This is a genomic window from Acinetobacter sp. IK31 (genome assembly GCF_035615195.1).
Lineage (GTDB): Bacteria > Pseudomonadota > Gammaproteobacteria > Pseudomonadales > Moraxellaceae > Acinetobacter > Acinetobacter calcoaceticus_C.
Window position 1 is genome coordinate 1 of sequence record NZ_JANBOB010000016.1, and the last position, 21219, is coordinate 21219.

Sequence of the window (21219 nt, forward strand, 5' to 3'; positions counted from 1 at the left end):
GGAAAGTAAACTGGAAATACCATGAAAGATTTATGCTATAAATAATAAGAAAATTATCTATTTAAGCTAAAATAATAAGGGAGAACTACTTATGAGAATCTATGGGGATGTAGGTTCCGGTAATTGTTATAAGATTAAATTATTACTTTTCTTATTAAATATTAAGCATGTATGGATTCATATTGATATTTTAAAAAAAGATACTCAAACAACAGAGTTTTTATCCTTAAATCCTAATGGAAAAATACCTGTATTAGCTCTGGATGATGGTCGTGTTTTGAGTGAATCGAATGCTATTTTAGGTTACTTAGCTGAGGGAACAAAATTTATTCCTAGAGATCCTTTTATTAAAGCCAAAATGTATCAGTGGATGTTCTTTGAGCAGTATAGCCATGAACCATTTATTGCTGTTGCCCGTTTTATTAATAAATATTTAGGTTTACCAGAAGATAGAAGAGCCGAATATTATAATTTACAGCCAAAAGGGCATAAGGCATTATCTATTATGGATAAAGTATTAATAGAGAATGATTATCTTACTGGACCGAACCTTACCATTGCTGATATTGCACTATATGCCTATACCCATGTAGCTGATGAAGGTGGCTTCGATTTAAATTTATATCCCAACATTCAGGCATGGTGCCAAAGAATTCGAAAATATTCAGGTTATGTAGGTATGAGTTAATTAAAAAAGAACTCACAGGGAGTTCTTTTTAAGTATGAGAGAAATTTTGAGTTTTTTCTGGTTTAGAAGTGAGCTTCTAAACCTACATAGGGGCCTTTAAACTCAAACTTAAGATCGTTGTTATCGTAGTCATCTAAATCGATATTGAGTACGCGATAGCCTGCTGTTAAACCAAGATCAATGAGTAGATTATCTGCAAATTTATATTTTACTTCTGCTGATGCATCTGTGATTCGTGCATCGTCAAAGTTTGTATAAGTTGCTTCACCTTTAGCACTTAAGCCCGTAAATGGAAGTTTTACTTCACCAGACAAATAAGCAATAGGGTATGTTTTATCAATATCCACACGCTTGCCTGTATACGCAGTGATATCACCATTTAATACAGTTGCACCAAGTCCCGCATCTACACTCACAATATTGTCTAGTAATTCATAATAGAGAATAAAATCGCTATGATCTAAATCAACTTTATAATTAGCTTGACCTAAGGTTTCTGATTTAGTTTGAGTATCTAAATTTACATAACGAATTTTTGCATTTGGAATAAATGGAATCGGGTGTTCTACTGACAATGAGAGCTGAGCACTGCCTTTTTGATCTAAATCTTGATCATTAGGGAATTGAGAAGACATATTAGCTTTACCATCATAAAACCAGTAGCCTACGTCTCCTTTTACTCCAACAAAGTCTGCTTGAGCAAAGCCACTTAAGCCCATCCCGAGCGTTAATAAAGATATTTTTAATATTTTCACTTTGAACATCCGCATAAAAGAAATCTTTAAGCGCATGATATAGACATCTTGCTACAGATGCATTGATAAAAAATAAGCCTATCGAGTATATATCTATAAGATTTTTTGAGACTGAATAAAAATTCATGTATTTCAAATAACTAATATTTATTTATTAATTTTGATGTCACTAAGCATATAAAAATTTTAGTATAAATTTTGTCATCTAACAGTAAGGTGACATTTAAATCTTAATTGAAAACTGAAGAGTTAAGAATAAATTACTGGATAAGTCGAGTAATTGAAGAGCTCTTTCAATGAATTGGAATAAAATATCATTGAACAATAATGTCTGAACCTAAGCTTTAGGGCGTAAAGATAAGCTGAAAAATAACCAATTGTGAAAAAAACTTAGAAAATTCGTAAAATTTCTGACGGAAATTACAGTAAAAAGAAATAAAAACAGGTATTGTTCAGCTATATAGGAGCAAAAAATGGACAAAAATCTTTAAGGAAGAATTTTCTATTTTTGCTTGTTTGTTAAGGGAATAAAAATACTCAAAAGGTTCTTTTTATTTTCTACAAACACAAAAGTATTCTTTTGGTTCTTTTTTTGCATGCGGAATAACAATCAACAATAGCAGTAAAAATAAGCAATCTTTTAACATTAGGTGTTCTATGACAGATTCTCGTGAAAACTGGACGTCACGATCTGGTTTTATTATTGCAGCCGTTGGTTCGGCTGTAGGCTTAGGTAATATTTGGCGCTTTCCATACGTTGCTTATGAAAATGGTGGTGGTGCGTTTCTTATTCCCTATTTATTGGCACTTATTACTGCTGGTTTACCTTTACTATTTTTAGATTATGCGGTTGGTCATCGTAGTACTGGTTCGCCTCCTAAAGCGTATCGTGCCTTATTTAAAGGTGGAGAAACATTAGGATGGTGGCAGGTATGTGTCTGTATCATCATCGGTTTGTATTATGCAAGCGTTCTGACGTGGGCAGGCAGTTACGTTTACTTTTCTATTGGTCAAATGTGGGGAAGTGATCCAGAAGGTTTCTTCTTTAATACTTATTTGCAAACCTCAAAAGCGACTGGTTTTGATCTACAGTTTGTAGGTCATTTATTCTGGCCGATTGTGGGGATTTGGGCACTTACTTTAATCATTCTTTATGGTGGCGTGAAAAAAGGTGTGGAATTATCAAATAAGATTTTCATGCCTTTATTATTCATTTTATTTACTATTTTAGTGGTTCAGTCATTGCGTTTACCAGGTGCAGCTCAAGGTTTGAATGCATTCTTTACGCCAAACTGGTCTGCAATGATGGATTATAAAGTTTGGTTAGCCGCGTATGGCCATACTTTCTTCTCACTATCTGTTGGTTTCGGGATTATGGTGACTTATTCATCTTATTTGAAACCGAAAACCAATTTAACTGGTTCTGGCTTAATCGTTGGTTTTGCTAATGCGTCAACAGAGATTTTGGCAGGTATTGGTATTTTTGCAGCGCTTGGCTTTATGGCACATGCGGCTGGTACTGAAGTTAAAGATGTAGTGAGTGGTGGGATTGGGTTAGCATTTATTGCATTCCCTAAAATTATTTCAAGTTTAGGTACAGGCGCCGATTTATTTGGTTTCTTATTCTTCTCTTCACTTTTCGTCGCAGGTATCTCTTCGATGGTAAGTATTTTGGAAGTGCCTATTGCAGCAATGCAAGATAAGTTGAAATGGGGCCGTAAAAAAGCTGTAACAATTATTGGCGGCGGTAGTGCGCTTGTATCGATTATCTTATTCTCAAGTGTAAACGCAATTAAACTTGTTGATATTGTTGACCACTTTATTAATAACATCGGGATTATTGGTGGTGCATTACTATCGATTATTAGTATAGCTTGGTTTAAGCGTTCTGCGTTGATGGAACTTCGTGATCATGTGAACCGTATCTCAACCATTCAATTGGGTAAGGGATGGGATTTTACTCTAACGGTCATTACGTCATTAATCTTGTTAACCACACTCAGTATGACTGTTTTTAATTTGATCAAAAATGGCTATGATACTTATAGTATGAGTTTGCAAGGTGTATTCGGCTGGGGCAGTGTGATTTTCTGTGCGGTCGTTGCAATCGCGTTAAGCAAAATGAAAGATCGCTAGGAGAATAGAATAATGAATACTTCAGCAATCGTAATGATGGTAATTTCGATGGTGTTTTTATGGGGTGGATTAGCTTTATCCATTCTGCATTTGTCGAAGCATCCTGAAGAGTTAGATGACGTTTTAGAAGAGGTAAAAGATCAGCATACGCTTTGATACTGATCTAATAAAAAGCAGGCTCGAAGCCTGCTTTTTTTATGCGATTTTTTGAATTTTACAATAATAGAATCCATCACCAGACTGTGCTTGTGGTAGCAACTGTCGACCATGAATTTGTTCAATTCCCCAATCAGCTACAATCTTGATCTCTTTTGCATCTGTATGTTCAGCAAAAAAAGCCATCATTTGTTGCTCATTTTCGATTTTTAAAATCGAACAGGTAATATAGAGCAGCGTGCCTCCAACTTTAAGCTGTTGCCACATGTGCTCCAAAATCTGCTTTTGTAAATCGGCAGTTTGAGCAATATCTGTAGATTGGCGTAACAGACGTATATCAGGATGGCGGCGAATAACGCCTGTTGCAGAGCAAGGTGCATCTAGCACAATACAGTCTACTGGCTGTGCTGGAACCCATTCGGTTGCATCTGCTGCTAGAATTTCTGTATGGCTCTGATCAAGTGCTAAACGATTTAAATTTTCAGTCACACGGACTAAACGGTTAGAGTCCTGATCAATAGCAATCAGTTGTGCTGGCTTAAATTTTTCGAGTAAATGAGCTGTTTTTCCACCTGGTGCTGCACAGGCATCAATCACAGTTTTATTATTTAAGTCTGGCAAGAGTTCTGCACAAAGTTGAGCGTGTTCATCTTGTACAGAAACCCAGCCTTGTTCAAAACCAGGTAAGTGAGTAATTTGAACCGATTGTTCAAGAACGATGCCTGCTTCAGATAAAATACACGCACGTGCTTGTATGTCTAAACTTTGTAGTTTTGCTAAATAAGCATCTCGACCAATATGGCGTTGATTAACCCTTAAGGTTAAAGGAGCAATTTGTTTTAAAGATTGGCAAAGAAATTCGGTTTGTTCTCCCCAATCTTTTTTTACACGTTTATAAAGCCAACTCGGTAAGCCATGTGCATGTTGTAAACCTTGTTGAAACTCATCTTCACGAGTAGCTCGACGGAGGATCGCATTAACAATACCGCTGAGTGCGGGGAACCCAAGTTGTTTGGTAGCATCTACTGTTTCTGAGATCGCAGCGTGTGCTGCAATACGTGTGCATAAAATTTGGTAGAGACCAACATACAGACAAGTTTCAACAGTCTCATTATTTAATGGCTTACTGAGTAAAGGTAAGCTAATTGATTTAAGAGCAAACCATTGACGTAATGTTCCTAGAACAAGTTCATGAAATAGCGCACGGTCTCGTTCTGCGACTTGATTAAGCTGTGTATTTAAAATGCTGGCAAGAGAGTGACCTTGCTGAACTTTTAATAGAGTCTGGACGACTTGAGCACGTAAGTTAAAACGTGACGAATGAGAAAAGGCCTGACTCATGGCAGAATTTGTCCTACATGAAGTTTCTGGGTTTGTGCAATTTGTTGGGCATTCATTGCTTTGCCGCCTGGCCATTGCACACTGGTCAGACAAATAAACGAGTCTTGACCACACGCAATATGTACACCTTGCTTATCAATTAAAATAATTTCACCAGCTTGGGTATTTGATTTAGTCTGAGCTGAAATTGTTGAGTTCCAGACACGTAGAGCGTTGTTCTCATCAAGCTGAATGAAGGCAACTGGCCAAGGATTAAAAGCACGAATATTTCGGTCAAGTTGAACAGCATCAATTGACCAGTCAATTCGAGCTTCCGACTTTACTAATTTATGTGCATATACCGTTAAGCCTTCATCTTGAACTTCGCGTTCTGCCAGATATTTTTGTAATGTTGCTTCTGATTCTAAAACTGCACAAATCGCTTCTGCACCTTGAGCTGCTAATTTGTCGTGTAGGCTGCCTGAGGTGTCTTCGTTAGTGATTGGACAAAAGGTCTTATACATCATATCGCCTGTATCTAAACCGGCAGCCATCTGCATAATCGTAATACCTGTTTCTTTATCACCTGTTGCAATCGCACGTTGAATTGGTGCAGCACCACGCCAACGTGGTAATAATGAACCGTGGATATTTAAACAGCCATATTTAGGTGTATCGAGCACAGCTTGTGGAAGAATCAAACCATAGGCAGCGACTACCATTACATCAGCACCTAAAGCTGCAAGTTCTTGTTGAGCTGCAAGCCCTTCTTCTGTAGACGCTTTAAAATGAAGTGGTTGATAAACAGGAATATTATGTTCAAGGGCAAGCTGTTTTACGGAAGATGGTGTTAATTTTTGTCCGCGACCAGCTTTACGGTCTGGTTGGGTATAAACCGCGATAATTTCATGGGAAGTTTTTAATAAAGCCGCCAATGCTGTTGCAGCAAATTCAGGGGTGCCAGCAAAAATAATTTTCACAAATGCATTCCAAAAAGAGTTTGTGGGTAGTATACGTGAAAAACGATTGAAGCCCTAAACTCATAGCTATTGAGGCGTTTGGTTTTTAAATAGTGAACAAAAAATTATTCAAAAATTTTTATTGATAAAAAAAGGTTATGAAAAAATAAAAAATTATTCATGGAAGTTTTGCCAAATATTGACTGACTATTACTGTTCTTGGCTTTCAGAATATTATTTGCTTCTATAGAATGGAGAATGATCAAATTATGATGATGAGTCAATATTCCGACTGATCTAACGCTATATCAGAATCATTCAGCCAGAGTGGGAGAAATTTCGCTCAAGCACAACTTGTTGGAAACACTAATGCCTGACTATCGTTCAAAAACATCGACACACGGAAGAAATATGGCTGGCGCACGTGGCTTATGGCGTGCAACAGGAATGAAAGATGAGGATTTCGGCAAACCGATTATTGCGGTGGTCAATTCATTTACTCAATTTGTTCCGGGCCATGTACATCTTAAAGATCTAGGGCAGCTTGTTGCAGCAGAAATTCAGGCATCAGGTGGTGTTGCTAAAGAGTTTAATACGATCGCAGTAGATGACGGTATTGCAATGGGGCATGACGGCATGCTCTATTCACTGCCTTCACGTGATTTGATTGCTGACTCAGTTGAATACATGGTAAATGCGCATTGTGCTGATGCTATGGTCTGTATTTCTAACTGTGACAAGATTACTCCGGGAATGCTCATGGCTGCGATGCGCTTGAATATTCCTGTAGTTTTTGTGTCTGGTGGACCAATGGAAGCAGGTAAGGTCAAATTCCGTGGTAATGAAAAAGCGATTGACCTTGTTGATGCAATGGTTGTTGCGGCTGATGAAAGTTATACAGACGAAGAAGTTGAAGAATTTGAACGTTCGGCATGTCCAACCTGCGGTTCATGTTCAGGTATGTTCACTGCAAACTCAATGAACTGTTTAACAGAAGCTTTAGGTTTATCTTTACCGGGTAATGGTTCGATTGTTGCGACTCATGCTAACCGTAAAAAATTATTCTTAAAAGCGGGTCAGCTTATTGTTGAATTGGCTAAGCGCTATTATGAACAAGAAGATGCAAGCATCTTACCTCGTTCAATTGCAACAAAGGCTGCATTTAAAAATGCGATGACGCTTGATATTGCAATGGGTGGCTCAACCAATACAGTTCTACATTTATTGGCTGCTGCAAGTGAAGCAGAAGTTGACTTTACTATGGATGATATTGACGAGTTATCACGTCGAGTTCCTGTATTGTCTAAAGTAGCGCCTGCAAAACAAGATGTTCATATGGAAGATGTACACCGTGCAGGTGGCATTATGGCCATTTTAGGTGAACTTGATCGTGCGAATTTACTTGATGTATCACTACCAACAGTCCATGAGAAAACGTTAAAAGATGCGTTGGACAAGTGGGATATTATTCGTACTGAAGATGCAGACGTATATGAGTTCTATCGCTCATCTCCAGGTGGTGTACCAACACAAGTTGCATTCTCTCAAAATCGTTACTATGCAACTTTAGATGGCGATCGTGAAAAAGGCGTTATCCGCAATGCAGAACATGCATTCTCTAAAGATGGTGGTTTAGCTGTGCTATACGGCAACATCGCTCTTGATGGCTGTATTGTAAAAACTGCGGGTGTAGATGAATCTATTTTAAAATTTACCGGCACAGCGCGCGTGTTTGAGAGTCAAGATGCTGCTGTAGATGCAATCTTGGGTCATGATATTAAAGCTGGCGATGTTGTTGTTATTCGTTACGAAGGCCCACGTGGTGGACCGGGTATGCAAGAAATGCTTTACCCAACCAGCTATCTTAAATCAAAAGGTTTAGGAAAAGACTGTGCATTAGTTACAGATGGGCGTTTCTCTGGTGGTTCATCAGGTCTTTCGATTGGACATGTTTCGCCAGAAGCTGCTGAAGGTGGTGCAATTGGTTTGGTTGAAGATGGTGATACCATTGAAATTGATATTCCAAACCGTACCATTCATTTAAATGTTGATGATGCGACTATGGCGCACCGTCGTACAGTTCAAGAAGCGAAAGGCTGGCATCCGAAAGAAGAACGTAAACGTAAGGTATCAAAAGCGTTAAAAGTTTATGCAATGCATACAACAAGTGCAGCAAAAGGAGCTGTACGCGTTCTCTAAAATATTCAATTTTAATAATTGAGTAGAAAGCATGCACCTATCAACACGATGAATTGCTATCATGTTGAGGGTGCATTTTTCATGTCTGGTAAAAAAAATCAGCTTGTAGAAAAAGGTGTTTTTAGATCATTCTATGGGATTGACATAAAATGGTGATAAAATCTTCACCTACGCAGAAACTTGCTAAAAACATGACTTATTTTCTGCGTGATCTTAGGTAGTCATACTTTCAATCTTGACTACTGTTATACCTTGACTATGATCAAAGCAATCTTTGATCTCGCTTAGGATTTATTTTTTTAGAGGCACTATTCATGTCACTGCTACGCCGTTGGTTTGACCCTATCCGATCGAGTTGGTTTTACCAAAAACCGTCTCGTCAAGCGGTGTTACCCACGGAAAATGGTTTAAGTATTTATTTACGACTTGATGATGTATATAGCTATTTAGCTGTTCAGCAATTGTCTCAGCTCGATGAAATTTTAAGTGATGAGCTCAAACCTTTAAAAATTATTATTTCCCACACGGCATCTGAACCTCCGAACAGTATGTCGCATGAAGAATGGCAAAATTATTGTTTAAATGATGCCAAAATATTGGCCAAACAACACCGTTTTGCTTTTGATGAATTTCCCGAAATCCCAAGCCAAGAATCTTTAAAACAGGCCGCTGTCATATTAAAAAGAACCCCATTACAAGGTCAGAATTTCTTACACTTATTAGAAGATATTTTTCACATGCTTTGGCAGCAACAATATGGAAAGCTGCGTACACTTCATGCCATGGCGGTTAAACATCAGCTTCCTCAACATTTTTCAGAACGTATTTTTACGGATGAGGCTGTAACGGCGGCATATTTTGAGTTTGGTGGACGTAAATATCATGCAGTAGATGATTTATTGCGTTTAACTCGTCGTCTAAAACAGCAAAAACTGCTTACAGGCAATCCAATCTTTTTAATTAATCATATCGAATGGCGTGAACATTTAATTAATGATGCTGAGGCACTGACTGAGATTCAGACACTTCATCCTGAACTCGATATATATATTGCTTTAGAAGATCCGATGAGTTGGCTGTTGCTTGCCTATATTAAGGAAGAACTGGCTGATTATTACGACATTCAATTAAAAGTTTACCCTTTAAGCTATCAAGGCCGAGACTGGTTTGACTGGAGTTTGGCAACACGTGTTTCTAAACGAACAGATGTAGCTTTTACCCCTTTTTGCCGCCCTACAGAAGAAAGTACGCTTGAAATGGCAAAGCTTTTCTATAGCGTGTCGGAAAATCAGCAAATCGATACGATATTTAGTATTTTGCAAGCAGTCTGGACGAAAGGAAAAGACTTATCTTTCCAAAAGCATTTCCAAGAATTACAGCAACAGTTGGGAATTGAGCAGTTAACCGAGCAGGATATACCATCTGTTCTAGCGCAAAATGATGCACTTTGCAAAAATAAGCATCAGCCTGATTTACCAGTTTTAGAGTTGCGTATTAATGATCAAAGCTATGTCTTTAATAGCTTGTACCGAGTTTGGATGATTGAAAGTATTTTTAGCAATGTATTAGAAGAAAAATATAAAACGGCCTCAACTTCTAATTGAGGCCTTCTCCTAAAAACAAGAATAGGGCAAGGCCTGTTTTTTCCGTAGCATAACCTTGTAAGGAATCGGAGATAAACAGTGACTTTTTTAGCAATTATTATGGTGGTATTTGCCTTTGCTGGCATGATTAAAGGCATGATTGGTTTAGGTTTACCTGCCGTATCGATGGGCCTACTCACCATAGCAATGAGCCCATTTCAAGCAGCTTCACTTCTGATCGTTCCTTCAATGGTGACCAATGTCTGGCAGCTTTTTGCTGAAGGTCATGTCTGGTCTTTTATTCGCCGTTTCTGGACTTTGCTCGTCGGTATTGTGGTTGGGTCAATATGGAGCTTTTTACCTACTTTAAATCAAAGCCATGGGCACAGTAGCGAGATTTTGTTGGGCTGTATGCTAGCTTTATATGGGTTGTATGGCCTATGCGTTAAAAAGCTTCCGCACTTAGGGAAGTATGAGCGTTGGTTATCTCCTGTGATTGGGTATATTGGCGGAGCAGTCACTGTCGCAACCGGAGTCATTATTATTCCTGTCGTACCTTATTTGCAGTCTTTACATTTAAAACGTGATGAATTAGTACAGGCTTTGGGGCTGACTTTTACGGTATCAACTATTTGTCTGGCAGTCTTTTTACAGCATAACCCTATGTCAGGAATAACACTGGATTATCGTTTATCTTTCGCGGCTTTATTGGCGGCATTAGTAGGAATGTGGATAGGTAAAAAAATCCGTTATCGACTCAATGAGCAGATATTTCGCCGTATATTTTTTATAGGTTTAATGTCGTTGGGAATATATATGATTTTGCACTAACGTCCGTCTTCTTGAGGACGATGTTGTAGTAAAAACTTGGAAAACAATTGATAGCTTTGAGGGAGTTGAGCAAAATTTTGGGTGGCTAATAACAATTTACGATTTGCCCATGCTCCGAGTAATTGAATTGAATGGAAACGATAGTCAGGTTGCAAGCGTTGAGCTGCACGGGCTGGCATAATGGCAATTCCGACTCCCTTAGCAACAACTTCTGCAATTGCGCCAAAATTAGGTAAACGTAAACGATACTGTATGTTAAAACCTAATAGCTTGGCTTGGGTTTCAATGGATTGTTGCAAAGAGTGATGCGGCATAAGGCCAATAAAGCCATAGTTCAAAGCATCTACCAAATTTAGTTCTCGGTACTGTGCTAAAGCATGTTCGGCAGGGCAGATCAAAACTAAAGGATCACTAGCGAATTCTTGCGTCTGTAAATGCCGAGTGTCAAAAAAGCTTGAAACGAGTCCTAATCTGGCCACACCTTTAGTTAATGCTTCTACAATTTCGGAGCTTTCAGCTTCATGTAAATCGATATTAATTTCAGGATGAAGTACCAGATATTGAGGCAAGAGCGGGGGCAAATATTCACTTTGTGCCGAGGAGTTACACCAAAGCGTCAATGATTCTGGAGCTTTTTGTCTAAAGCGCTGCATTTCTTGTTCTAGTTGATCTTTTTGTGCCATAAGCTGACGAGCATGTTCGACAAAAGCATGTCCAGCAGATGTTAACTCGAGGCCAGTGGTATGGCGAATAAATAAAGGTGTATCAAAATATTGTTCGAGTTTTTTAATGCGTTCGCTAGCAGCTTGAAGGGAAATAGCAGAACGGTTAGCACCTTTGGTCAAGCTACCTGTAGAGACAATATGAAGAACCAGTTGTAAATCGAAAAAATCAAAACGCATAATAGGAACGTATTGAAATACAAAAATTCATCATACTAAAAACTGGAATAGAAAGGTGGTGAAAAATAATAATAAAAAAGGCAGCGGATGCTGCCTTTAGGAACTTAAGTTTTATCTTTTAAACTAAATAACCAGTTCAAAATAATGGCTGCAAAAGTTGCTGTACCAATGCCACCTAAATTGAAATTACCAAACGTCAATTCAAAGTTTCCAGCACCTAAAATAATTGTTACAGAAGCAACAATCAGATTTTTATTGTTGGAAAAATCGACTTTATTTTCAATCCAGATTTTCGCACCAGCAATGGTAATTAAACCAAACACGACAATAGACGCGCCTGTGAGAACCGCGCTTGGAATGGTGCTAATGACTGCACCAAACTTTGGAGATAAACCTAAGAAAATTGCGAAGACACCAGCAATAACAAAAACAATGGTTGAGTACACGCGAGTTACCGCCATAACACCAATGTTTTCACCATAAGTCGTCATACCCGGTGCACCTACGCTACCAGAGAGCGTGGTTGCCAAGCCATCAGCGACAAATGCTTTGCCTAATTGTGGAGTCAGGTTTTCTCCCGTCATCGCACCTACAGCTTTAATATGCCCTAGATTTTCTGCCACTAAAATAAGAGCAACGGGTGCAATAATTAGCATGGCTTTAGTGTCAAAAGTAGGGTGCGAAAAACTTGGGATGCCGAACCATGCAGCCGCTGAAATCTGGCTAAAATCGATTGGTTTACCAAAACCTAAACCATTGGTCGTAATAGCATAAATCACGTAGGCCAAAATTAGACCGACCAATAAAAGTAGACGTTGTAATAAGCCGCGAGTAAAGACCGCAATGCTCCCCATACAAAGTACAGTAATGAGTGCCATCCACATTTCAAAAGGTTGGCCTGCAACACCTTTAATGGTAACGGGCGCAAGGTTTAAACCAATGATCATTACAATTGCGCCAGTAACGACAGGCGGCATGAGTTTTTCAATCCAGCGTGTACCAGTGAGCATCACAATAAAACCGATGAGGGCGTAAAACACACCACACGCTACGATTCCACCTAACGCCATAGACAGATTTGGATTTGCGCCAGAACCCGTAATATGTCCAGTTGCTGCTGCAACAACCCCAATAAAAGCAAAGCTTGAACCTAAATAACTTGGAACACGGCCCCCTGTAATTAAGAAGAACAGGATGGTACAGATTCCAGACATTAAAATGGCAAGATTCGGGTTAAAACCCATGAGTAATGGTGCTAAAACGGTTGCTCCAAACATGGCAAAAGCATGCTGGATACCTAAAATAGCACTTTGAACTGGTGGGAGATATTCATTGGTAGAGACCGGTCGGTGGTCAATATCACCTTGGTAAGGCTGCCATTTTGGAAACCAATTGGACATAAAATAAGCTCATTATTCTTTAATTGGTGCAATGATACTCTTTCTTGAGAATGCATTTAATCTCTAGAGAGAAGTATGTGAGTGAAAAATAATTATTTTTTAACGATTGGTATAATTCTATGAATTCTAAATATAAGGAATTAGTTATTTTTTTCTTATAAAGCCTAATTTTTTGATTTTAAAAAAATATTCTAAAAAATAGAAAATCGAGGAAAATTTAAGAAAAATAGAGAATTTTGCAAGTAAAAAGCAGCACATCAAGATGCACTGCTTTGTCAAACGATCGGTAAAATCAGCTTAGCCTGTATTACGTAAACCAGCAGCAATACCTGCAATACTCACCATAAGCGCATGATCAACAGGTGTGTTTTCTGCCTGACGCTCAGCAAGATAGTCACGGCGACGTTTCATCAGTTCAGCCTGTAAAAGATGCAAAGGAAGTAAATATGGCTTACGAACCTGCATAGACTGATCAAGAACTTCATTATTGCTCAGCAGTTTTGATTCATCTTTTAATGCAAGCAGGGTTTCAACAGCATCTTTTAAACGCTGGCGTAATTCATTGCCCAATATTTTTAAATCTTCATCTTCAGTCAGATGTGACTCGTAATAGAGCGCAATATTGGCGTCAGATTTAGACAATACCATTTCCAGCATATCAATGAGGGTCTGGAAATAAGGCCATTGTTGTAGCATTTCATCGAGTGTTGCTTTTTGCTGGTCTGCAATCACTTCGTTAATAGCGGCCCCTGTACCTAGCCATGCAGGTAGCATTAAACGGATTTGGGTCCATGCAAACACCCAAGGAATCGCACGTAAAGATTCAATACCACCACTGACTTTACGTTTTGCTGGGCGTGAGCCTAATGGCAGCATTTGTAATTCAAGCTCAGGTGTGACGGTACGTAAATATTTAACGAAGTGTGGGTTTTCACGCACTGTTTGACGATAGACCTTAACAGAGTGATCTGTCATACGGTTCATGATTTCACGCCACTCAGCTTTAGGTTCAGGCGGTGGGAGTAAGGTCGCTTCGAGTGTGGCAGCGGTATAGATTTCAAGGTTTTGCATGGCAATTCCTTCTAAACCGAATTTGAAGCGGATCATTTCACCTTGTTCTGTAACTCGGATTGCACCAGAGATCGAACCCGGTGGCTGTGAAAATAGTGCCTGTTGAGTTGGAGCACCACCACGACTAATTGAACCACCACGACCGTGGAACAGAGTCAACTGTACGCCGTGTGTTTGAGCAATTGCAGTCAGCTCTTCTTGAGCGCGGTATTGCGCCCAGTTGGCAGACATGAAACCAGCATCTTTTGCAGAGTCGGAGTAACCGATCATGACTTCATGTTTACCTTGAATGTGCTGTTTATACCAATGCATATTGAACAGCGTGTTCATGGTAGTTGCAGCGCCATCTAAATCTTTTAAGGTTTCAAATAGGGGAACTACACGTAGAGGGTGCTGAATGCCAGCTTCTTTTTGCAATAATAATACAGCTAAAACATCGCTTGGATATTCAGCCATAGAAATAATATAGGCCCCTAAAGATTCAGGTGGCTGGTCTGCCAAAGTACGCATGGTCGCAAATACTTCTTGAACATCTGGGTGTCCAATCAAACTGCCTTCAGGTTCATTAATATATTTTGGTAAAAGTGGTCGTTTGCTTTGTAGTTCCTGAATCAGGAAGTTTTGGCGCGCTTGTTCGGTCCACGATTCAAAATTACCTAAACCTAAATATTCGGTAATTGCTGAAATGGCTTGGCGATGACGACCTGATTCTTGGCGAATGTCGAGTTTAAGTAGTTCAATACCAAAACAGTTCACACGATAGATAAAGTCGAGCAATTGACCATTGGCAATTTCTGGTAGGTTACTGTCGATTAAAGAGCGGTAGCACAGCAAAAGAGGTTGTAAAAGTTCATCTTTGCTTTTAATGACATTGCTGTCGTCTGCTTCTAAGCCTTGCAAACGTTGAGCTAACCAGTGACGAGTCGCTTTTAAGCGTTCTCGTGTTGCACGTAAATATTCACGATAAGGTTCTGCATGTTGGTTACCAATGGCCTGAATCATTTCTTCAGAACAGGTTTGGATCGAAAGTTCCCAGCGTAAGTTTTCGATATCTCTTAGATATAGGTCGGCAGCTTGCCAGCGAGATAACCACAGCACTTCTTGCGTAATTTGATGAGTAACATTTGGGTTGCCGTCACGGTCTCCACCCATCCAAGATGCAAAACGCACTGGTGCAATGTTCAGTGGTAAATTTTGTTGGCAATTTTGTTGGACCAACTCATTTAACTCACGAACAAATTTAGGTACAGCATTCCAGAGCGTTTGTTCGATGGTTGCAAAGCCCCATTTTGCTTCATCAACAGGAGTCGGACGATGTTGACGAATTTCATCGGTTTGCCATGCCGAACTAATTTGTTGCTTTAAGTTCGCAAGTGCACTTTGACGTTCACGGGGAGTAAGTTTTTGCTGATCAAGCTGAGACAAACACGCATTGATATCATCATATTTCTGAATGAGTGTACGACGACTAACTTCAGTTGGATGTGCCGTAAGTACCAGCTCGATATCAAGATCACAAACTTGTTGGAATAGTTTTTCTGTCGAAATACTTTTGTCTTTGAATTTTTCAAATAGATGAACAAGCGGATTCGGAGAGTTGGCATCCGAATCAAATTCTGCCTGTCTGCGGCTACGAACCACATGATATTGCTCGGCGATATTGGCAAAATTTAGGAAATGAGAAAAAGCGCGGGTAAGAGGAAGTAGCTCTTCATCGGGTAGTTCCAAAAATAATTGTTCTAGTTGCTTTTCGGCTTCAGCTTGACCATCACGTGCACCTTTGGCAAGAGCACGGATTTGCTCGATCTGATTAAACAGTTCTTGTCCTGCATGTTGTTTTAGGGTTTCACCTAACAAATTGCCAAGTAAACGGACATCCTCACGCAGTGGCGCATCGATTTGCTGAACCATGCTATTTTCTCCTGTTCTTATTCTTATCGAATATAGCGCGATTAACAAACATTCCAAGCTTTGAGCGTAAGAAAATGTGAATTTTTGCTTAAAAAATAACATTTAATTCGCCTATGGCATCTTAAAAGTAGACATGCACTCAGGGCAACTTTTAGCAATCGGACTTTGGTTTAATTCCGATATTTGAGTAAGAATAAATTAATTGCATCTTGAATAATCTGGTCTAGCTCTTGTGCATTAGGTACAGCAATAATTCTAAGTAGAACCTTATGGTGACGTACACCAAGCAATAAAGTTAAAAGAAGCTCTGTTTGATAGATCGGATCATCGGCTTGAATAAAATCTAATTCAGCTGCTTTTTGGAGGAATGCGGCTAACTGATTTTGAAGTCGGGTATGAGATGCAGTAAAAAATTGTTCAGCTAAAGGGCTTTGTTCTGCTGCGAGTTCAAATAAAACGTGCTCAAGTTTAAGCGCTTCAGGTGAGTAAATAATTTGCAAGGCGCGTGAACATACAATAAAGAGCGCTTGATAAAAGTCTGCCGATGCATCTAATTCAAATTGTTTAGTACACAGTGTCTCTTCACAGGTTTCTGTAATTGCACAGATAAACAGGTTGGCTTTATCTTGAAAGTGGTTATAAACCGTGAGCTTAGTGACACCTGCTTCCTGTGCAATCTGGTTCATGCTGGTACCGTGATAACCAGATTTTAAAAAAATAGCTTTCGCGGCTTGTAGGATCCGAGCACGTTTTTCTAGATCTTTGGGGCGTCCACTTTGATTAACTGTTTGCACAAAATCCTCTGACAAAAATTTAAAAAATAGCAATTTATAAGTTTTTCTTTAATTAATGTACCCATGAGTATATTAATTAAAAAATAAACAATTTATGATGCAAGCATATTGTGCCTTAAAAAATCAGTTTGAATAAGAGCGATAAGATATGAATCTGTTAAAACCTCTCATCATGAGTATGGTGATTGTTTGTACGGTCACATTAATGGGGTGTAGTAAAGAAGCCCCAAAAACAGAAGAAATACCCTATGTGATGGTGGCTCAACCTTTGACTACCCTCAATGAACAAAAAAGCTATGCAGGCGATGTACAAGCCAGACAACAAACAGCTTTGGCATTTCGTGTAGGTGGACAGGTTACGGCACGTTACGTTGATGTCGGTGATCGAGTTAAAGTTGGGCAGGTTTTAGCAAAGCTTGATGTGGCTGATGCTCAGCTACAATTAAATGCAGCTAAGGCACAACTGGACAATGCACAGGCTTCAGCAAAAACAGCATCAGATGAGTTAAAACGTTTTCAGCAATTATTACCAATAAATGCGGTTAGCCGTTCGCAATATGACACAGTAAAAAATCAATATGACTCGGCGCAAGCGGCTCTACAGCAAGCTCGTTCTAACTATGAAGTTTCTGCTAACCAGACAGGATATAACCAACTCGTTTCTAATAAAAACGGGGTGATTACTGCGCGAAACATTGAAATTGGACAAGTGGTGGCAGCGGGCCAAGCGGCTTATCAGCTGGCAATTGATGGAGAGCGTGAAGTTGTCATTGGCGTGCCAGAACAAGCGGTTGCCGAGATCAAAGTGGGGCAGGCAGCATGGGTCACTTTATGGTCTAAACCGAATGACCGATTTGCTGGATATGTGCGCGAAGTTTCCCCAGCGGCTGATCAGTCTCGTACATTTACGGTCAAGGTTGCACTCAAAGAAGGTCAATCTGTTATTCAGCTTGGACAAAGCGCACGCGTATTTTTTAGCTCTACTCAAACCAATGTGATGAGTGTGCCACTGTCGAGTGTTTCAGCAACAGATAATCAGCCTTACGTATGGGTCGTTAATGCGAATCAGACATTGCGTAAAGTACCTGTAACGATTGGTGCATATGGAAAAGACAGCGTACCAGTGTTATCTGGTTTGGCTCCAAATGATTGGGTTGTGATTGGCGGCGTACATTTGCTACGTGATAAACAGAAGATTCATCCGATTGATCGTGAAAACCGTGGGGTGAAAATTCAGGGAGCAACCCAGCCATGAAATTCAACCTTTCGGAATGGGCATTAAATAATAAAGGCATCGTCCTTTATTTTATGCTGTTGCTTGGCATTATCGGTGCGATCTCTTATTCAAAATTATCACAAAGTGAAGATCCACCATTTACCTTTAAGGTCATGGTGGTACAGACCTACTGGCCTGGAGCGACTGCCAAAGAAGTTTCTACTTTAGTTACGGACCGTATCGAAAAGGAACTCATGACAACAGGGCAGTATGACAAGATTATGGCTTACTCCCGTCCAGGCGAGTCATTAGTCACTTTTGTGGCCAAGGATTCACTTACTTCTGACAAGATTCCCGATGTTTGGTACAACGTTCGTAAGAAGGTGAATGACATACGCCATGAACTACCAAACGGCGTACAAGGTCCATTTTTCAATGACGAATTTGGAGACACTTACGGCAATATTTATGTACTGACAGGCAAAGACTTTGACTATGCGCTTCTAAAAGAATATGCAGATCGTTTGCAATTACAGCTTCAACGCGTCAAGGATGTCAGTAAGGTCGAATTAATTGGTCTGCAAGATCAAAAAATCTGGATTGAGATTTCTAATACCAAAGCGGTACAGCTTGGTATTCCAGTGACTGCTATTCAAGATGCCTTACAGAAACAAAATAGTATGGCAAGTGCTGGCTTTTTTGAAACAGGCACAGACCGTATTCAGATTCGGGTAAGTGGTCATTTACAAAACGTTGATGAAATTAAGAAAATGCCTTTGCTGGTAGGTGATAAAACCATCCAGCTTGGTGATGTCGCCGATGTCTACCGTGGTTTTAGTCAACCTGCTCAGCCACGTATGCGTTTCATGGGTGAGAATGGCATTGGTATTGCTTTATCGATGCGTAAGGGTGGTGACATTATTGCCTTGGGTAAAAATCTCGACACAGAATTTGCTCAACTGCAAAAAACTTTGCCTTTAGGCATGAAGCTGCAAAAAGTTTCTGACCAACCTGTCGCAGTACAACGCAGTATTCAAGAGTTTATAAAGGTACTTGCTGAAGCAGTTATTATTGTCTTGTTGGTGAGTTTTTTCTCTTTAGGTTTCCGCACGGGATTAGTTGTCGCTTTTTCTATTCCTCTAGTTTTAGCAATGACTTTTGCAGGTATGAGTCTATTCGATGTCGGCCTGCATAAGATTTCACTGGGTGCTCTGATCTTGGCTCTAGGTTTGTTAGTCGATGACGCCATTATTGCCGTCGAGATGATGGCAATTAAGATGGAGCAGGGTTATAGCCGGATTAAAGCCGCCGGATTTGCGTGGAAAACAACAGCATTTCCGATGCTCACTGGAACACTGATTACCGCGGCTGGTTTCTTACCTATCGCGACAGCTCAGTCTGGTACAGGTGAATACACTCGTTCTATCTTTCAGGTGGTGACAATTGCTTTGCTTGTATCCTGGGTTGCAGCAGTTTTATTCGTACCTTATTTAGGTGAAAAGCTATTACCAGATTTTACCAAAACAGGTCATCAGGCCCCTTGGTATGTCCGTTTATGGGCAAGATTAACTAAGAAACCGCAACCGCAAACTGTAGCCATTTCACAGGACCATCACTACGATCCTTATCAATCTAGCTTCTATTTACGTTTTAGAAAGATGGTCGAATTTTGTGTGACCTATCGTAAAACCGTGATTGCGACAACGGTAGGTATTTTTGTGCTATCTGTGCTGATGTTTAAGATAGTTCCTCAGCAGTTTTTCCCACCTTCAAACCGTGCCGAGATTTTAGTCGATTTAAAACTTGAAGAAGGTGCTTCTTTAACAGCGACAGAACAAGCTGTGAAAAAGGTTGAAAAATTCCTGTCTAAACAAAAAGGTATTGATAACTATGTGGCCTATGTCGGTACAGGTTCACCACGTTTTTATTTACCATTAGACCAGCAACTGCCACAAGCCAGCTTTGCGCAGTTTGTTGTACTCGCATCATCACTTGATGATCGTGATGAAATTCGTCGCTCGTTAGAAACACAAATTAAGCAATTACTTCCGCAAGTTCGTACTCGCGTGTCATTACTGGAAAATGGACCACCTGTTGGTTATCCATTGCAATATCGTGTGTCGGGTGAAGATCAAAATCTGGTACGTCAAGAGGCACAGAAAGTCGCTAAACTGATGAGCGAAAACCCGAATACGACCAATGTACATTTAGATTGGGGTGAGCCGAGTAAGATTATTTCAATTCAAATTGACCAAGATCGTGCTCGACAAATGGGTGTCTCTAGTCTGGATTTGGCGAACTTCATTAATGCATCAATTACAGGTAGTGCGATTGAGCAATATCGTGAAAAGCGTGAACTCATTGAAATCCGTTTACGTGGTGATCAGGCAGAGCGAGTTGAAGTAGCTTCACTGGCAAGCTTAGCCGTACCAACGACCAATAGAACGACTGTGCCTTTAGCCCAGATTGCTAAAATTGAATATAAGTTTGAAGATGGCTTAATCTGGCATCGTAACCGCTTACCAACCATTACTGTTCGTGCAGATATTCGGACTCAATTGCAGCCAGCTACAGTGGTTGGTGAGTTAGCTGAATCAATGGATAAGTTACGTGCTGAATTACCAAGTGGCTATCTTGTTGAAGTTGGTGGAACGGTAGAAGAGTCTGCACGTGGGCAAAACTCTGTTAATGCGGGTATGCCACTGTTTTTAGCGGTTGTCATGACATTACTGATGATTCAGCTCAAAAGCTTATCTCGCGCGACCATTGTGTTATTAACAGCTCCGCTGGGTTTGATTGGTGTGGTTTTATTCTTACTTCTATTTAACAAACCATTCGGTTTTGTGGCTATGTTGGGCACAATTGCGCTCTCTGGCATGATCATGCGTAACTCGCTTATTTTGATTGATCAAATTGAACAAGACAGGCAGGCAGGTCATCCAACATGGGAAGCGATTATTGAGGCGACAGTACGTCGATTCCGTCCGATTATTTTGACTGCCTTGGCTGCCGTTTTAGCAATGATCCCACTTTCAAGGAGTATTTTCTTTGGTCCGATGGCAGTTGCGATCATGGGCGGCTTGATTGTTGCCACCTTACTGACATTATTTTTCTTACCTGCGCTCTACGCAGCGTGGTTTAAGGTGAAAAAAACCGCATAAAATACATAAATTTTTTGTGAATAAAGGTGCGAAATATTGAAAACTCCAATATAGTAGCACCTGTCTTTACACAAAAAATACAGGATTATTTCACTGCATAAAAAATAGGCAAAATGCAGTGAATTGAGGTGAAATAC

The 21219-nt window shown here is 39.8% G+C and carries 15 protein-coding genes; 8 read left to right on the top strand and 7 right to left on the bottom strand.

Translation table 11 applies throughout. The annotated features are described in order from the left end of the window. Positions 1 to 91: 91 nt before the first annotated feature. A complete protein-coding gene (locus MSG66_RS08645; protein ID WP_324653648.1) occupies positions 92 to 688 on the top strand; it encodes a glutathione S-transferase family protein in 597 nt (198 codons plus the stop codon). A gap of 62 nt (positions 689 to 750) precedes the next feature. On the opposite strand, the gene MSG66_RS08650 is transcribed toward MSG66_RS08645, so the two are convergent. Continuing rightward, positions 751 to 1452, bottom strand: coding sequence for a TIGR04219 family outer membrane beta-barrel protein (locus MSG66_RS08650; RefSeq protein WP_262473167.1), 702 nt, complete (start codon positions 1450 to 1452; stop codon positions 751 to 753). Between the two features lie 648 nt (positions 1453 to 2100). Between MSG66_RS08650 and MSG66_RS08655 the strand changes: the two genes are divergently transcribed. Together MSG66_RS08655 and MSG66_RS08660 are read left to right on the top strand one after the other, a co-directional pair. Beyond that, on the top strand, positions 2101 to 3579 hold the full coding sequence (locus MSG66_RS08655) for a sodium-dependent transporter (RefSeq protein ID WP_133971052.1): 1479 nt from the start codon (positions 2101 to 2103) through the stop codon (positions 3577 to 3579). Positions 3580 to 3591: 12 nt separating this feature from the next. Beyond that, positions 3592 to 3735: a methionine/alanine import family NSS transporter small subunit gene (locus MSG66_RS08660; RefSeq protein ID WP_003654330.1), complete on the top strand. Its 144-nt coding sequence runs from the start codon at positions 3592 to 3594 to the stop codon at positions 3733 to 3735. Between the two features lie 39 nt (positions 3736 to 3774). Here MSG66_RS08660 and rsmB read toward each other — a convergent pair whose 3' ends face one another. Together rsmB and fmt are read right to left on the bottom strand one after the other, a co-directional pair. Further along, positions 3775 to 5076 (bottom strand): 16S rRNA (cytosine(967)-C(5))-methyltransferase RsmB, encoded by a 1302-nt coding sequence (rsmB, locus tag MSG66_RS08665; RefSeq protein WP_202743253.1) that lies wholly within the window; start codon positions 5074 to 5076, stop codon positions 3775 to 3777. After that, positions 5073 to 6035, bottom strand: a complete 963-nt coding sequence (gene fmt, locus MSG66_RS08670; RefSeq protein WP_324653652.1) for a methionyl-tRNA formyltransferase — start codon at positions 6033 to 6035, stop codon at positions 5073 to 5075. The genes rsmB and fmt overlap by 4 nt, the downstream gene beginning before the upstream one ends. 348 nt (positions 6036 to 6383) lie before the next feature. On the opposite strand from fmt, the gene ilvD reads away from it, so the two are divergent. The 3 genes from ilvD to MSG66_RS08685 all read left to right on the top strand — a co-directional run bounded on the left by ilvD (position 6384) and on the right by MSG66_RS08685 (position 10627). After that, entirely contained in the window at positions 6384 to 8213 is a 1830-nt protein-coding gene (gene ilvD / locus MSG66_RS08675; RefSeq protein ID WP_003654323.1) for a dihydroxy-acid dehydratase, read from the top strand. A gap of 314 nt (positions 8214 to 8527) precedes the next feature. Continuing rightward, positions 8528 to 9817, top strand: a complete 1290-nt coding sequence (locus MSG66_RS08680) for a hypothetical protein (protein ID WP_324653656.1) — start codon at positions 8528 to 8530, stop codon at positions 9815 to 9817. Between the two features lie 78 nt (positions 9818 to 9895). Continuing rightward, positions 9896 to 10627: a sulfite exporter TauE/SafE family protein gene (locus MSG66_RS08685; protein ID WP_202743251.1), complete on the top strand. Its 732-nt coding sequence runs from the start codon at positions 9896 to 9898 to the stop codon at positions 10625 to 10627. On the opposite strand, the gene MSG66_RS08690 is transcribed toward MSG66_RS08685, so the two are convergent. From MSG66_RS08690 to MSG66_RS08705, 4 genes are all read right to left on the bottom strand, one after another. Then, positions 10624 to 11529 (bottom strand): LysR family transcriptional regulator, encoded by a 906-nt coding sequence (locus tag MSG66_RS08690; RefSeq protein ID WP_324653659.1) that lies wholly within the window; start codon positions 11527 to 11529, stop codon positions 10624 to 10626. The genes MSG66_RS08685 and MSG66_RS08690 overlap by 4 nt on opposite strands. A gap of 104 nt (positions 11530 to 11633) precedes the next feature. Then, positions 11634 to 12929 (bottom strand): solute carrier family 23 protein, encoded by a 1296-nt coding sequence (locus MSG66_RS08695; RefSeq protein WP_042895980.1) that lies wholly within the window; start codon positions 12927 to 12929, stop codon positions 11634 to 11636. A gap of 297 nt (positions 12930 to 13226) precedes the next feature. Beyond that, complete coding sequence (ppc, locus tag MSG66_RS08700; RefSeq protein ID WP_324653663.1) at positions 13227 to 15911, bottom strand: phosphoenolpyruvate carboxylase; 2685 nt, start codon at positions 15909 to 15911, stop codon at positions 13227 to 13229. A 170-nt stretch (positions 15912 to 16081) separates the two neighbouring features. Then, positions 16082 to 16705 carry a TetR/AcrR family transcriptional regulator gene (locus MSG66_RS08705; protein ID WP_133971064.1) on the bottom strand — a complete coding sequence of 208 codons (624 nt, stop codon included), beginning with the start codon at positions 16703 to 16705 and terminating at the stop codon, positions 16082 to 16084. A gap of 148 nt (positions 16706 to 16853) precedes the next feature. Between MSG66_RS08705 and MSG66_RS08710 the strand changes: the two genes are divergently transcribed. Next, positions 16854 to 17960, top strand: a complete 1107-nt coding sequence (locus MSG66_RS08710; protein ID WP_324653665.1) for an efflux RND transporter periplasmic adaptor subunit — start codon at positions 16854 to 16856, stop codon at positions 17958 to 17960. After that, a complete protein-coding gene (locus MSG66_RS08715; protein ID WP_324653667.1) occupies positions 17957 to 21082 on the top strand; it encodes an efflux RND transporter permease subunit in 3126 nt (1041 codons plus the stop codon). Before MSG66_RS08710 ends, MSG66_RS08715 begins: the two co-directional genes overlap by 4 nt. Positions 21083 to 21219: the final 137 nt, after the last annotated feature.